Source organism: Ferrovibrio sp. GW821-FHT12F09, from assembly GCF_058806775.1.
The window spans coordinates 2,453,407-2,465,776 of record NZ_JBXAPZ010000001.1 but is presented as its reverse complement, the minus strand read 5'-3'; the positions used below and the strand labels follow the sequence as shown (position 1 = coordinate 2,465,776).

Below are 12,370 nucleotides of genomic sequence, written 5' to 3'. Positions count from 1 at the left end.
ATGTCGCGGGTGCGGCCTCCGATCCTGATCGTGCCCGGCCTGGGCAATTCCGGGCCGCAGCACTGGCAGAGCCACTGGCAGCAGCGCAATCCCGACTATATCCGCGTCCAACAGGCCGACTGGGACCAACCGGATTTCGCCGACTGGCTGGCACGGCTGGATGCGGCGATTGCCGCCTGCCCGAAACCGCCGGTGCTGGTGGCGCACAGCCTGGCCTGTTCGCTGGTCGGCCACTGGGTGACGCGCCATGACGGCGAACTGCATGGCGCATTGCTGGTGGCGCCGGCCGATATCGATTCAGAAAGCCATACGCCGCCGGAGACGCGTGGCTTCCGCCCGATGCCGCTGACGCGTTTCACCTGTCCCACCATCGTGGTGGCGAGCACGAACGATCCCTATGTCGATTTTACCCGCGCCCAGCATTTCGCCGCACGCTGGCATGCGCGGCTGGTCGATGCCGGCGCGCTCGGTCATATCAACGGCGCGTCCAATCTGGGCGACTGGCCGTTCGGGCAGGCATTGCTGGAAGAGTTGATCGACGCGGGCTGAGTAAAGGCGTCGGCTGATCAGAGCTGGCGGCGCAGTTCGGTCTGCCGCGACATGCGGGCCTGGTCCATCATGAACTGCTGCAGCTTTTCGATGGCCGGACGCGGCATCGGATCCTGACCGCTGAGCATCAGCGTCAGGTTGACACGGCTGACGCCGATGCGCAGCGCCAGCTGGTCGAGCGAGATCGCCGCCATCTTGCAGGCCTGCGATACCGCAACCACAGACCCCTTCTCGACGAAGAAGCGACCCCACTGTTCCTTGACATTGAGCTTGGCCGGCAGCGGCGGCAGGGCCGTACCGCTGCCGCGCGATGCCGCGATGGCATCCGGCGACACCAGTTGCGACGTCATGACAGCGGTGGACGGCGTGGCTGAGAGACGCGGCGGCGGCGGTGCGGGCTGGAATTCCTCCAGACGCGGCGCATTCTCGATGCTCTGTTCCAGCAGCTTGCGCACGGCCTCAATGAGTTCGTGGCTCAGCGGCGCCAGATCATGCTCTTCGCCGAAGCGATCATAATACTCGGCGATCTCGCCCAGGCGATTGAGGCGGCGCGACAGGAATTCGCGCGCGCCGATCGGCAGGCGCCGTCCCGCACGCGTGATGTTGATCAGATAAATCCGGGTGGTATCCAGCTCGAGGATGGTGATCTTCCAGCGGATCTTCGACAGATGCTTCTGCAGCGGCCGGCGTTTGGTCTCTTCGAATTCCGGGATGCGTCCATCGACCAGATCAACGAAGACGTAGAAGTGCTCCATCTTCTCGACGAAGCGCTTGTAGTCACCGAAGGTGCCGTTGAGATTCTTGTCGTCCTGACAAAAAGCGAGCAGCTCGCGGCTCTGGTTTTCCACCACGCCGACCAGCTTCAGGGTTTCCTGAACAACCGGTTTGATCGCCTGACTCACTGCGGGATTGCTCCGCCTTTATCAATCTTTGTCCGGGAAGCACATGCAACGCGGGTATTGGGGCCGATTTTTGCAGAAATACTGCTACGCAGCAATACCACTGCAACTGTAAGTCTGCCTATGAATTGTGACCAAACCATGAAGTGTCCTGCGCCGCTAAACGACTGAGATCGCAGGAGGTTCACGCGGGCAGGTCGTGCGGGGCGCAATACAGGCCGGCGCCACGCAGGCTGCGGCAGTAGGCCAGGGCTCCGGGCTGGTCGGCGAATCCACCCACCAACAGGCGCATCACCTTGCCCCGCTGGCCGCCCAGATCGATCTCGACATAGCGGCGGGCTGTATCTTTTAGCATCGGAAACCGTTCGGCCAGCCGGGGCCAAGCGGCTTCAGCTTCGGCCAGGGTTTTGTAGCTGGCCACGTGGCCGGCATAGCGCAGGACCATCGGGGCCGGCGGTGGCGAGGGTTCAGCGACCCGGACCACCGGCTCGGGCTCCACCGCCGCCGGAAGTTCAACCGGACCCATCGCCGGTTCGGTGGCGCAGGCGACCAGCAGAGCAGTCAGGAACAGGGCCGCAAGGCGGCCAGACAGCGACGGCAGAACCGTCAGGGTCATTTCTCGACCAGCTTGAACAGGCTGCGATCCAGCATGGCGCTGACCGAGACGGTCTTGGTGCTGCTGGCATCGCGCTCGTTGATCAGCTGGACGTGCTGGACATCCTCGCCAGGGAACTGGATCAGGCGTGCCACCCGCCAGATAAAGCCCTGTCGCTGCTCGAAACGCTGGCCGGGAACGATATCCGCGGCGGTAAACTTGGCCATCTGAAACACCTTGAATCGGTTGACCGCACGCTAGCGCATTTCGCTGCACTGCGCCAACGTCCCGCATAGAGCGCGTGGTTACGTCGGCTGGCGAATCTGGAACACAAAAACCCCGTTATTCTGCTCCGACGACAGCAGGGCAAACCCGGCCGCCTCACAGAGCGCGGCGATATCGGTCGGCGCCTGCGGATCGGTGGCTTCCACGGTCAGGATTTCACCCTTCGGCACGGCCTTCATCGCCTTCTTGGTGCGCAGCACCGGCAGAGGACAGTTCAGCCCTTTGACATCGAGAGTCTGGGTCATGGCAAACCGACTTAAATCCCACAAAACGGACGTGGGAAAACTTAATACTTCCCATGGCTTATGTAAATCCTATAATCCCGGCATCTTGGCATAAACACTGGCAAATTTGCCCTCGGAGACCCAGCGGCCATGACCGCCCTGCCCCTGCCTGTACTCGTCAACCTGGCCGGCCTGCTGCTGGGGATGGTGTTCGGCGCCACCGTGCAGCGGAGCAACTTCTGCACCATGGGCGCGATCAGCGACGCAGTGCTGATGGGGGATGCCAGCCGGCTGCGCAGCTGGGTACTGGCAATTGCCGTAGCCATGCTGGGCAGCCAGGGACTGCATCTGGCCGGCCTGATCGACCTGGGCAGTTCGATCTATGCGACCGCGACAATCGGCTGGTTCGGTGCCCTGCTCGGCGGCCTGCTGTTCGGCTTCGGCATGGTGCAGGCCGGCGGCTGCGGCAACCGCACGCTAGCCCGTCTGGGCGCCGGCAACCTGAAATCCCTGCTGGTGGTGCTGATGATCGGGCTCTCGGGTTACATCACCCTGCGCGGCCTGCTCGGTCCCGCCCGGGCCTGGCTCGAACGCTCGACGGCCATCGACCTCAAGCCGCGCGGCTTTGCCGGCCAGTCGCTGCCCGACCTTCTCGGCGGTCTGCTCGGACAGGATGTGCAGATGCTGCGCTGGTTCCTCGCGGCGGCCATTCCCGCTCTGCTGCTGCTCTGGGTGTTCAAAGACGCACGCTTCAGGACCAGGCCGGTGCTGATCGCGGCCGGCGCGATCGTGGGGCTGGTCATCACCGCCGGCTGGGCCGCGACCGGCATCCTTGGCGCCGACGATTTCGACCCGGTGCCGCTGGCTTCGATGACCTTCGTGGCGCCAATCGGTGCGGCGCTGCAATACCTGATGACCTTCACCGGCGCCAAGCTCGATTTCGGCATCAGCAGTGTCGGCGGCGTGATCCTCGGCGCCTTTCTGATGGCCAGAGCAACCGGCAGCTTCCACCTCGAAGGCTTTAGCAGCGCAACCGACATGCTGTCGCATCTGTTTGGCGGCGTGCTGATGGGCATCGGCGGTGTGCTGGCCATGGGCTGCACCGTCGGTCAGGGCCTGACCGGCCTGAGCACGCTGGCCCTGAGCAGCTTTGTCGCAGTCGCCGGCATCGTGATTGGCGGCATCCTGGGGGTCCGCTATCTTGAGGAAGGCAGCCTCACAGGCGCCGTGCGCGCACTGTTCGCGCGCGACTGAAACAGCCGGAGCAACAACGCCATCATGGGCGGCCTCGATATTTCCTATGCCGGCGCCGCCGGCGCCGGGCTGATCAGCTTTCTCAGCCCCTGCGTGCTGCCGCTGGTGCCAGCCTATCTGTGCTTCGTTGCCGGCACCACGCTGGACCGCGTGGTGGCCGCAGACGCCGTCGATCCGGCACTGACGCGCCGCGTCGTCGTCTCGGCGCTGGCCTTTGTCATCGGCTTCTCCACCGTGTTCATCATCATGGGGGCCTCAGCCTCGGCGCTGAACCGCCTGCTGGTACAGCATATCGACATCATCGCGAAAATCGCCGGCGCGGTGATCGTGCTGTTCGGCCTGCACACGATGGGCCTGCTGAAAATCCCGCTGCTGTACCGCGAAGCGCGCATCACCACCGAGGAGCGGCCGGTCAATCTGGTGGGCGCCTATGTTATCGGCCTGGCTTTCGCCTTCGGCTGGACGCCCTGCATCGGTCCGATCCTTGCCACCATCCTCACCGTGGCCGCCAGCCGCGAAGATCTCGGCTATGGCATCTCGCTGCTGGCAACCTATGCGCTGGGTCTGGGCATTCCCTTCCTGCTGGCGGCGCTGGCGATGAAGCCGTTCATGAGCTTCATGCGGAAATTCCGGCAGCACCTGCGCAAGGTGGATATCACCGCCGGGGTACTCCTGGTGGTCACTGGCCTGCTGATCTTCACTAACAGCCTGGGGCAGTTCAGCTATTACCTGCTGGAAATTTTTCCCTGGTTCGCCCTGATCGGCTGACACCGTCGCGTAGCGCCAAAAGATCACTAGACCCGCGCCTATTTTGGTCTGCACGGTACCGGCATGAACGCAGGCATAACAGAAAAGACGCGCGTGCTGAAAGCTCAGAGCCAGTTTCTGCTGGATGAACGCGACTTCCTGCTGCATCTGTTCGATACCTCGCCGGGATTGATGGGCGTGCTGCGTGGCCCGCAGCATATTTTCGAGTTCGTCAATCACCGCTGGTTTGATCTGTTCGGTTACGACGTCGTCGGGGTGCCCATGGGCATGCTGCTGCAGGGCGAGCAGGCGCAGAATCTCACACGCCGTCTCGACGACGCCTTCATTCATGGTCTTGCCTATACCGGCCGCGGCCTTCGCTTTGCGCCACCGCGCCACAACACGCTCCAGCCTGCCACATATTATCTCGACCTGACCTGTCAGCCGTTATTCGAAAACGATGGTACCATTTCAGGCGTTTTCGTCTCGGGCATCGACGTGACCGAGAGTGTCGCGGCACAAGAGCAGCAACAGTTTCTGATGGACGAGATGAATCACAGGATCGAAAATGTCCTGGCGACCGTCTCCGCCATCGCGACGAATACACTGCGCGGCTGCGTAAACCCGGGCGATTTCGTCGAAGCGTTCCAGTCTCGCCTGATGGCCCTGTCGCGCACCCATAATGCGCTGATCCAGAGTGCGTGGGAGGGCCCGGACCTGCAGGGTCTGCTGCAGGCAGAATTCGAGCCCTATGGCATCGAGACGCAGATTACGCTGGCAGGAGAACCGGTCTGCCTGCCGCCCCGAAGCGCGCTATCCCTGGGCATGGTATTTCACGAATTGGCGATCAATGCGTCGAAATATGGCGCGCTCTCCGTTCCGGAGGGTCGCCTCGCTATCCGCTGGCAGCGCCTTGCCGATCCCACAAGCCCCCTGGTTCTCAAATGGCAGGAAAGCAACGGCCCGCCCGCCACGATACCCCAGTCCCACGGCTTCGGTTCACGACTGATCGAGCGCAGTATCACCGGCGACCTGAACGGGGCCCTCACCATCGAGTACGAACCAGCCGGTCTGACCTGCCATATGGTGTTGCCATACCAGGCGCTTTCCGGATGAGCGCCCATCCGGACGTCGCCGGTGTCAGAATCATGCTTCTCGAGGATGAGCCTCTGGTTGCCATGGCGATAGAAGACATCCTGCTGCTCGATCTCGGTTGTGTGGTGCTCGGGCCCTTTATGCATCTGGAGGATGCCTTCCATTGCGTCCGGGACCATCGGGCTGACATCGATATCGCGATCCTGGACATCAATATCCGGGGCGAACGCAGCTTTGAACTGGCCGGCTGGCTGGATGACCTTGGCATCCCCTTCTTTTTTTCAACCGGTTATACCGAAGCTGGCCTCGACGGGCGCTGGCGGAACCGGCCCAGCATCGGCAAATGGTTCAGCGAAGCCAGGCTCGCGACAATGATCCGCCAGCTGGTGCCGGAGCAGCGCCCCGTATCGACCGCAAAGCCCGATTGGCAACAAATACTTTTGTAGCCAAAATCGGATTGAAAATAACGGTTTAATCTCTTTGCCTGCCGCCGTCGGTTTGCGCTAAGTCGATAGCGTGAACACGATTTCCGACGCCTTCCTGCTGTCCCTGCAGATGATGCTGCATCTCGATGCCGAGCTGCTGCGCATTGTCGGCCTGTCGCTCGGCGTCAGCCTGACCGCCGTGCTGATCGGCAGCGCCATCGGCCTGCCGCTCGGCGCCCTGCTGGCGCTGACCCGCTTCCCCGGCCGCAACATCTGTATTGTCGTCCTCAATGCCTGCATGGGCCTGCCGCCGGTGGTGGTCGGTCTGATCGTCTATTTGCTGCTGTCGCGTTCCGGTCCGCTCGGACCGCTCGGCTGGCTGTTCAGCCCGGCCGGCATGGTGATGGCCCAGGTGGTGCTCATCACTCCCATTGTCGCCGCGCTGTCGCGCCAGATCGTCGCCGATCTGTGGAGCGAATACGAAGAGCAACTGCGTTCGCTCGGCCTGACCCCGCTGAAAGCCATCGCCACCCTGCTGTGGGACGGCCGCTTCTCGCTCAGCACCGCCGTGCTGGCCGGCTTCGGCCGCGCGATTGCCGAAGTGGGCGCCATCATCATCGTCGGCGGCAACATCGCCGGCTATACCCGCACCATGACCACGGCGATTTCACTGGAGACCAGCCGCGGCGACCTGGCGCTGGCCATGGCACTGGGCATCGTTCTGCTCAGCATCGCCATCGGCATCAACGCCTCTGCCTCCACGCTCGGCAATGCCGCGCGCCGGCGGCAGGGCGCCTGACGCGGTGACCGCGATGCATGCCCGCGCCTCGCTGCTGCCGCTGCGTCTGGACGGTGTCGGCTACAGCGTGGCGGGCCGCAGCCTGATCCGGGACATCACCCTGGATTTCGACACCGGTGCCCCGACCCTGGTGCTCGGTCCCAACGGAGCGGGCAAAAGCCTGCTGCTGCGGCTGTGCCACGGTCTGCTGACGCCGACAGCCGGCCGCGTCTCCTGGCAGGGCAGCGCCGCACAGAATCCGGAAAGCCTGCGCTTCGGCCAGGCCATGGTGTTCCAGAAGCCGGTGCTGTTGCGCCGTTCGGTGCTGGGCAATGTGGTGTTTCCACTCAAACTGCGCGGCCTCGATCATACCGCACGCACCGCCAAGGCGATGGCGGCGTTGGATCGCGTCGGTCTTGCCGCTTTTGCCGACCGGCCGGCCCGCGTGCTGTCGGGCGGCGAGCAGCAGCGCCTGGCCCTGGCCCGCGCCTGGGCGCTGGAGCCGCAGATCCTGTTCCTCGACGAACCCGCCGCGGCACTGGATCCCAATGCCGCCCGTCAGGTGGAAGGCATCATCGACAGCATCGGCCGTACCGGCACCAAGATTGTGATGACCACCCATGATCTGGGACAGGCCCGCCGCCTGGCCGGCGACGTGATTTTCCTGCATGGCGGCAACATGGCCGAACGCACACCGGCCAACCGCTTTTTCGACAATCCCCAGAGCGAGGCAGCCGCCGCGTTCCTGAAGGGCGATCTCACCTGGTAATGCTTCAACGGAGGAAACCATAATGAACCGCAGACATCTTCTTGGCCTTGTTGCCGGCGCTGCTCTCGCACTGGTCGCGCTACCCACTCTGGCGCAGGAAAAGTTCATTGTCGTCGCCAGCACCACCTCGACCGAACAGTCGGGCCTGTTCGGCCATATCCTGCCGGCCTTCACCAAGAAAACCGGCATTCAGGTGCGCGTGGTGGCCCAGGGCACCGGCCAGGCGCTGAAGACCGCGGAGAAGGGCGACGCCGATGTGGTCTTCGTGCACGATCCGGTGGCCGAGCAGAAATTCGTCGCCGATGGCTGGGGCGTCGACCGCCGTCTGGTGATGTACAACGATTTCGTCATTGTCGGCCCGAAGGCCGACCCAGCCAAGATCGCCGGCAGCAGGGATGTGATCGCAGCCTACAAGAAGATCGCCGCCGCCAAGGTGCCGTTTGCCTCGCGTGGCGACAGCTCGGGCACCCACGCGGCCGAACTGCGCATCTGGAAGGAAGCCGATATCGACGTGAAGACCGCCGGTACCGGCTGGTATCGCGAAACCGGTTCCGGCATGGGGCCGACGCTGAACACTGCCAGCGCCATGAATGCCTATGCCTTCACCGACCGCGGTACCTGGCTGAGCTTCAAGAATCGCGGCGACCTGACGATTGCCGTGCAGGGCGATGTGAAACTGTTCAACCAGTATGGCGTCATGCTGGTCAATCCGGCCAAGCATCCGCATGTGAAGGTCGCGGAAGGCAAGGCCTTTGCCGACTGGGTTGTCTCCAAGGAAGGCCAGGACGCCATCGCTGCCTATAAGATCGAGGGCGAGCAGCTGTTCTTCCCGAACTACAAGCCCGGCGCAAACAGCTGATGCGCCGCATTGCTCTTGTCCTGATCGCAATACTGGGCATGAGCAACACCGTTGCCGTGGCGCAGGAACCGGTCCGCCTCTATGCGGCTGGCTCCCTGCGCGCGGCAATGACCGAGATCGCCGCTGCGTTCAAGGCCGACACCGGCCTGAGCGTTGCCGGCACCTACGGCGCTTCGGGCCTGCTGCGCGAGCGCATCGAAAAAGGCGAGCCGGCCGAGGTTTTCGCCTCCGCCAACATGGAGCATCCCCAGATGCTGGCGCAGAGCGGCAGGCTGGGCGCCGTGGCACTGTTCACCCGCAACGAAATGTGCGCGCTGGTGCATCCGGCGCTGGCCGTAACACCCGAGACATTGCTGGCCCGGATGCTGGATGCCACGGTGCGGCTCGGCACCTCGACGCCGAAGGCCGATCCTTCGGGCGACTATGCCTGGGAGGTTTTTCGCAAGGCCGATACCGTGCAGAGGGGCAGCTACACAAAGCTTGATGCCAAGGCGATGCAACTGACCGGCGGCCCCGCTTCGCCACCCCCGCCACAGGGGCGCAATGTCTACGGCATGCTGGTGGACCAGGGGCAGGCTGACATCTTCCTGACTTATTGCACCAACGCCGTGCTGGCCCGGCAGGAAACCCCGGCCCTGCGGCAGCTTGCCCTGCCCCAGGCTTTGCGCGTCGGTGCCGATTATGGCATGGGCGTTGCCGTGAATGGACGGCCGGAAGCAAAACGCTTCGCCGATTTCGTGCTTTCGCCCAGGGGACAGGCTATCCTGACGGCGCAGGGCTTTTCGCCCATCCGCTAACCGGGAGTCCCCCCATGAAGCTGAGCGCGCGCAACATCCTCAAGGGCAAGGTCAAGCAGATCACCAAGGGCAAAACCACGGCGACGGTCAAGATCGCCGTTGGTGACGCTATGGTGACCGCCTCCATCACCATGGAAGCGCTGGACGAACTGAAGCTGAAAAAAGGCGAGACGGCCTACGCCGTCATCAAGGCTTCGGACGTCATCGTCGGCAAGTGATGCGGCTCAGCCGGCGCGCCTTTCTCGGAACGGCGCTTGCCGTCCCCTTCGCGGCCGGCGCGCAAACGGCGCGCGAGATCGTCGACGATGGCGGCCGCCGCGTCAGCCTGCCGGCGCAGGTCGGCCGTGTCTATGCAGCCGGCCCGCCGGCCTCGCTGCTGCTGTTCGCGCTGGCGCCCGAGAAACTGCTGGGCTGGACCACATCATGGCGCGATCATGAGCGGCCCTTCGTGGCACCGGCCTATGCCGACCTGCCGGTGCTCGGCCGCCTGACCGGACGTGGCAACACGGCCAATGTCGAAACCCTGCTGGCGGCAAAACCCGACCTGATCTTCGATTACGGTACGGTGAATGCCACCTTCGTCTCGCTGGCCGACCGCGTGCAGGAGCAGACCCGCCTGCCCTATATCCTGCTCGATGGCCGCTTTGATGGCATGGCGACAGGCATCGAAAAACTCGGCGTCGCCGTCAACGAGCCGCAGCGCGCCGCCGAGTTGGCCGGCTGGGTGCGTGCGCAACTCGATCTGGTGACGACGAGGCTGAGCCAGGTGCCGCAGGGCCGCCGGCCACGCGTCTATTACGGTCGCGGTCCGCGCGGTCTGGATACTGGCCTCGCCGGTTCGATCAATACCGAGATCATCGAGCGCGCCGGCGCGGTGAATGTCGCCGCCGAACTGGGCCAGGGCGGGCTGGTGCAGGTATCGCTGGAACAGGTTCTGGCCTGGAATCCGGATGTGATCGTCACCATCGACCCGACCTTCCATGCCAGCCTGCGCGACCAGCCGCTGTGGCGCGGCATCCGGGCGGTGCGCGACGGCCGCGTCTATCTGGCGCCGAACGCGCCGTTTGGCTGGATCGACTTTCCGCCGGCGCTCAACCGCCTGCTCGGTCTGCGCTGGCTCTGTGCGATCCTCTATCCGGCACAGTTCCCGGAAGACCTCCGCACCTTCGTCACCGATGCCTATACCCGTCTCTACCATCAGGCGCCCGACAAGACGCAGCTCGACGCCATGCTGCGCTCGATGAACGGCCTTAGCCTGTGAACCGCACGGCTTGGGCCTTTCTGGCGGCCACAGGCCTGCTGGCACTGCTGGCGCTGGTCGCCCTCACCGCCGGACGCTTTCCGCTGCCGGTCGGCGATGCGCTGGCGGGTATCCTGCACCGCCTTGTCAGGCAACCGAGTGGCCTGAATGCCGGCGCTGACAGCGTGCTGTTCGGCATCCGCCTGCCGCGCGTGCTCGCCGCCGTCACGGTCGGCGCGGCGCTATCGGCGGCCGGTGCCGCCTATCAGCAGCTGTTCCGCAACCCGCTGGTGTCGCCCGATATCCTCGGCGTGTCGTCCGGCGCCGCCCTGGGCGCCGTCTTCGGCATCTTCCTCGGCCTCGATGTCTTCAGCATTCAGATGCTGGCCTTCGCCATCGGACTGGGCACCGTCGCTATCGTCTATGCCATCGCCGCCGCCGTCCGTGGACACGATCCGATCCTGACGCTGGTGCTGTCCGGTGTGCTGATCGGTGCCCTGGGGGGCGCCGGCGTCGGCCTGATGAAATATCTGGCCGATCCCTACAACCAGCTGCCGGCCATCACCTTCTGGCTGCTCGGCAGCCTCGCCGCCATCGCGCCCGCCGATATTCACGGCACCATCCCGGTGGTTCTGGCCGGGTTGGTGCCGCTCTGGCTGCTGCGCTGGCAACTTGACGTGCTGTCGCTCGGCGACGAGGAAGCGCGCAGCCTGGGCGTCAATCCCACCCGCGTGCGGCTGGCGGTGGTCGCCGGCGCCACGCTGATCACCGCGGCCGTAGTGGCGATCAGCGGCGTAATCGGCTGGGTCGGCCTGCTGGTGCCGCATCTGGCGCGCCTGCTGGTCGGGCCGCGCTTCGCGCTGCTGCTGCCGGCTTCGCTGCTGCTCGGCGCCGGTTACATGCTGGCGATCGATACCCTGGCCCGCGTGGCGGCGCGCATCGAGATTCCGCTCGGCATTCTCACTGCCGTGATCGGCACGCCGGTCTTCCTGTGGATCCTGCTGCGCACGCGCCGGAGTTGGCAATAATGGGTTGGCAATGACGCTGGACGCGCGCGATCTCGCCATCGGCTTTCCCGGCCGCATGCTGGCACAGGGCCTGTCCTTCAGCCTGCAGCCGGGCGAAGTGCTCTGCTTGCTCGGCCCCAATGGCGTCGGCAAGACCACCCTGTTCCGCAGCTTGCTCGGCTTGCAGAAGCCGCTGGGCGGACAGGTGTGGCTCGATGGCGCGGATATGGCGACGCTCTCTCCAAGCGAAACAGCGCGCCGCATCGCCTATGTGCCGCAGGCGCAGACCGGTTATTTCCCCTTCACCGTCTTCGATGTCGTGCTGATGGGACGCAACGCCCATCTGAAACCGTTTGCCGCGCCCACGGCAAAGGATCGTGCGGCCGCCATGGCCGCTCTGCAGCGTCTGGACATCGCGCATCTCTCCGACAGCATCTACACACGGATTTCCGGCGGCGAGCGACAATTGACCCTGATCGCCCGGGCATTGGCCGCCGAGACACGATTGCTGGTGCTGGACGAGCCAACCGCCAGCCTGGATTTCGGCAACCAGTTGCGCGTGCTGGACCAGATCGCCGGTCTGGCGCGGGACGGCATTGGCGTGCTGCTCTCCACCCACGATCCCGATCAGGCCTTTCTCTGCGGAAACCGGGTCGCCCTGCTGCAGCGCGACGGGCATCTCGATCTGGGCCGGCCGGAGAATATCGTCACCCCCGCTGCATTGCAGCAGCTCTATGGCATCGCGGTAGAGATCGTGACGGTCACGCTCAGCGACGGACGCCGCCGTCCTGTCTGCTTGCCGCAGCAGGGATCGACGCGCTAGCATCCGGCAAAAGACCGGAGGAAC

17 protein-coding genes are annotated in these 12,370 nt (G+C 64.5%); 13 read left to right on the top strand and 4 right to left on the bottom strand.

Translation table 11 applies throughout. The annotated features are described in order from the left end of the window. Nucleotides 1-549 (top strand): RBBP9/YdeN family alpha/beta hydrolase, encoded by a 549-nt coding sequence (locus tag AC1ROB_RS12280; protein ID WP_492970882.1) that lies wholly within the window; start codon nt 1-3, stop codon nt 547-549. Between the two features lie 17 nt (nt 550-566). Here AC1ROB_RS12280 and AC1ROB_RS12275 read toward each other — a convergent pair whose 3' ends face one another. The 4 genes from AC1ROB_RS12275 to AC1ROB_RS12260 all read right to left on the bottom strand — a co-directional run bounded on the left by AC1ROB_RS12275 (nt 567) and on the right by AC1ROB_RS12260 (nt 2,573). Beyond that, a complete protein-coding gene (locus tag AC1ROB_RS12275) occupies nt 567-1,451 on the bottom strand; it encodes a hypothetical protein (protein WP_492970883.1) in 885 nt (294 codons plus the stop codon). A 181-nt stretch (nt 1,452-1,632) separates the two neighbouring features. After that, nucleotides 1,633-2,064 carry an SPOR domain-containing protein gene (locus AC1ROB_RS12270; protein WP_492970884.1) on the bottom strand — a complete coding sequence of 144 codons (432 nt, stop codon included), beginning with the start codon at nt 2,062-2,064 and terminating at the stop codon, nt 1,633-1,635. After that, nucleotides 2,061-2,270 carry a hypothetical protein gene (locus tag AC1ROB_RS12265; RefSeq protein WP_492970885.1) on the bottom strand — a complete coding sequence of 70 codons (210 nt, stop codon included), beginning with the start codon at nt 2,268-2,270 and terminating at the stop codon, nt 2,061-2,063. The genes AC1ROB_RS12270 and AC1ROB_RS12265 overlap by 4 nt, the downstream gene beginning before the upstream one ends. A 78-nt stretch (nt 2,271-2,348) precedes the next feature. Beyond that, nucleotides 2,349-2,573, bottom strand: coding sequence for a sulfurtransferase TusA family protein (locus AC1ROB_RS12260; protein ID WP_492970886.1), 225 nt, complete (start codon nt 2,571-2,573; stop codon nt 2,349-2,351). 129 nt (nt 2,574-2,702) lie between these two features. Here AC1ROB_RS12260 and AC1ROB_RS12255 point away from each other — a divergent pair, with 129 nt between their 5' ends. The 12 genes from AC1ROB_RS12255 (at nt 2,703) to AC1ROB_RS12200 (ending at nt 12,346) form a co-directional block, all read left to right on the top strand. Beyond that, nucleotides 2,703-3,806: a YeeE/YedE family protein gene (locus AC1ROB_RS12255; protein WP_492970887.1), complete on the top strand. Its 1,104-nt coding sequence runs from the start codon at nt 2,703-2,705 to the stop codon at nt 3,804-3,806. 24 nt (nt 3,807-3,830) lie between these two features. Then, on the top strand, nt 3,831-4,574 hold the full coding sequence (locus AC1ROB_RS12250; RefSeq protein WP_492970888.1) for a cytochrome c biogenesis CcdA family protein: 744 nt from the start codon (nt 3,831-3,833) through the stop codon (nt 4,572-4,574). A gap of 63 nt (nt 4,575-4,637) precedes the next feature. Then, nucleotides 4,638-5,669, top strand: coding sequence for a sensor histidine kinase (locus tag AC1ROB_RS12245; protein WP_492970889.1), 1,032 nt, complete (start codon nt 4,638-4,640; stop codon nt 5,667-5,669). Continuing rightward, on the top strand, nt 5,666-6,094 hold the full coding sequence (locus tag AC1ROB_RS12240; protein WP_492970890.1) for a response regulator: 429 nt from the start codon (nt 5,666-5,668) through the stop codon (nt 6,092-6,094). Before AC1ROB_RS12245 ends, AC1ROB_RS12240 begins: the two co-directional genes overlap by 4 nt. 70 nt (nt 6,095-6,164) lie before the next feature. Continuing rightward, entirely contained in the window at nt 6,165-6,872 is a 708-nt protein-coding gene (locus tag AC1ROB_RS12235) for an ABC transporter permease (RefSeq protein WP_492970891.1), read from the top strand. Between the two features lie 13 nt (nt 6,873-6,885). Further along, on the top strand, nt 6,886-7,620 hold the full coding sequence (locus AC1ROB_RS12230; RefSeq protein ID WP_492972196.1) for an ATP-binding cassette domain-containing protein: 735 nt from the start codon (nt 6,886-6,888) through the stop codon (nt 7,618-7,620). A gap of 19 nt (nt 7,621-7,639) precedes the next feature. Continuing rightward, entirely contained in the window at nt 7,640-8,479 is an 840-nt protein-coding gene (locus AC1ROB_RS12225; RefSeq protein WP_492972197.1) for an ABC transporter substrate-binding protein, read from the top strand. Beyond that, entirely contained in the window at nt 8,479-9,276 is a 798-nt protein-coding gene (locus AC1ROB_RS12220) for a molybdate ABC transporter substrate-binding protein (RefSeq protein ID WP_492970892.1), read from the top strand. The genes AC1ROB_RS12225 and AC1ROB_RS12220 overlap by 1 nt, the downstream gene beginning before the upstream one ends. Nucleotides 9,277-9,290: 14 nt before the next feature. Further along, a complete protein-coding gene (locus AC1ROB_RS12215) occupies nt 9,291-9,494 on the top strand; it encodes a TOBE domain-containing protein (protein ID WP_492970893.1) in 204 nt (67 codons plus the stop codon). After that, nucleotides 9,494-10,537: an iron ABC transporter substrate-binding protein gene (locus tag AC1ROB_RS12210; RefSeq protein ID WP_492970894.1), complete on the top strand. Its 1,044-nt coding sequence runs from the start codon at nt 9,494-9,496 to the stop codon at nt 10,535-10,537. Before AC1ROB_RS12215 ends, AC1ROB_RS12210 begins: the two co-directional genes overlap by 1 nt. After that, on the top strand, nt 10,534-11,544 hold the full coding sequence (locus AC1ROB_RS12205; protein ID WP_492970895.1) for a FecCD family ABC transporter permease: 1,011 nt from the start codon (nt 10,534-10,536) through the stop codon (nt 11,542-11,544). The genes AC1ROB_RS12210 and AC1ROB_RS12205 overlap by 4 nt, the downstream gene beginning before the upstream one ends. Nucleotides 11,545-11,554: 10 nt before the next feature. Continuing rightward, complete coding sequence (locus tag AC1ROB_RS12200; protein WP_492970896.1) at nt 11,555-12,346, top strand: ABC transporter ATP-binding protein; 792 nt, start codon at nt 11,555-11,557, stop codon at nt 12,344-12,346. The last annotated feature ends 24 nt before the right edge of the window (nt 12,347-12,370 follow it).

Coding starts and splice junctions, on each gene's coding strand:
- AC1ROB_RS12280 (WP_492970882.1), top strand. CDS start 1: ATGTCGCGGGTGCGGCCTCCGATCCTGATCGTGCCCGGCCTGGGCAAT.
- AC1ROB_RS12245 (WP_492970889.1), top strand. CDS start 4,638: ATGAACGCAGGCATAACAGAAAAGACGCGCGTGCTGAAAGCTCAGAGC.
- AC1ROB_RS12255 (WP_492970887.1), top strand. CDS start 2,703: ATGACCGCCCTGCCCCTGCCTGTACTCGTCAACCTGGCCGGCCTGCTG.
- AC1ROB_RS12215 (WP_492970893.1), top strand. CDS start 9,291: ATGAAGCTGAGCGCGCGCAACATCCTCAAGGGCAAGGTCAAGCAGATC.
- AC1ROB_RS12265 (WP_492970885.1), bottom strand. CDS start 2,270: ATGGCCAAGTTTACCGCCGCGGATATCGTTCCCGGCCAGCGTTTCGAG.
- AC1ROB_RS12260 (WP_492970886.1), bottom strand. CDS start 2,573: ATGACCCAGACTCTCGATGTCAAAGGGCTGAACTGTCCTCTGCCGGTG.
- AC1ROB_RS12270 (WP_492970884.1), bottom strand. CDS start 2,064: ATGACCCTGACGGTTCTGCCGTCGCTGTCTGGCCGCCTTGCGGCCCTG.
- AC1ROB_RS12200 (WP_492970896.1), top strand. CDS start 11,555: ATGACGCTGGACGCGCGCGATCTCGCCATCGGCTTTCCCGGCCGCATG.
- AC1ROB_RS12210 (WP_492970894.1), top strand. CDS start 9,494: ATGCGGCTCAGCCGGCGCGCCTTTCTCGGAACGGCGCTTGCCGTCCCC.
- AC1ROB_RS12230 (WP_492972196.1), top strand. CDS start 6,886: ATGCATGCCCGCGCCTCGCTGCTGCCGCTGCGTCTGGACGGTGTCGGC.
- AC1ROB_RS12250 (WP_492970888.1), top strand. CDS start 3,831: ATGGGCGGCCTCGATATTTCCTATGCCGGCGCCGCCGGCGCCGGGCTG.
- AC1ROB_RS12240 (WP_492970890.1), top strand. CDS start 5,666: ATGAGCGCCCATCCGGACGTCGCCGGTGTCAGAATCATGCTTCTCGAG.
- AC1ROB_RS12220 (WP_492970892.1), top strand. CDS start 8,479: ATGCGCCGCATTGCTCTTGTCCTGATCGCAATACTGGGCATGAGCAAC.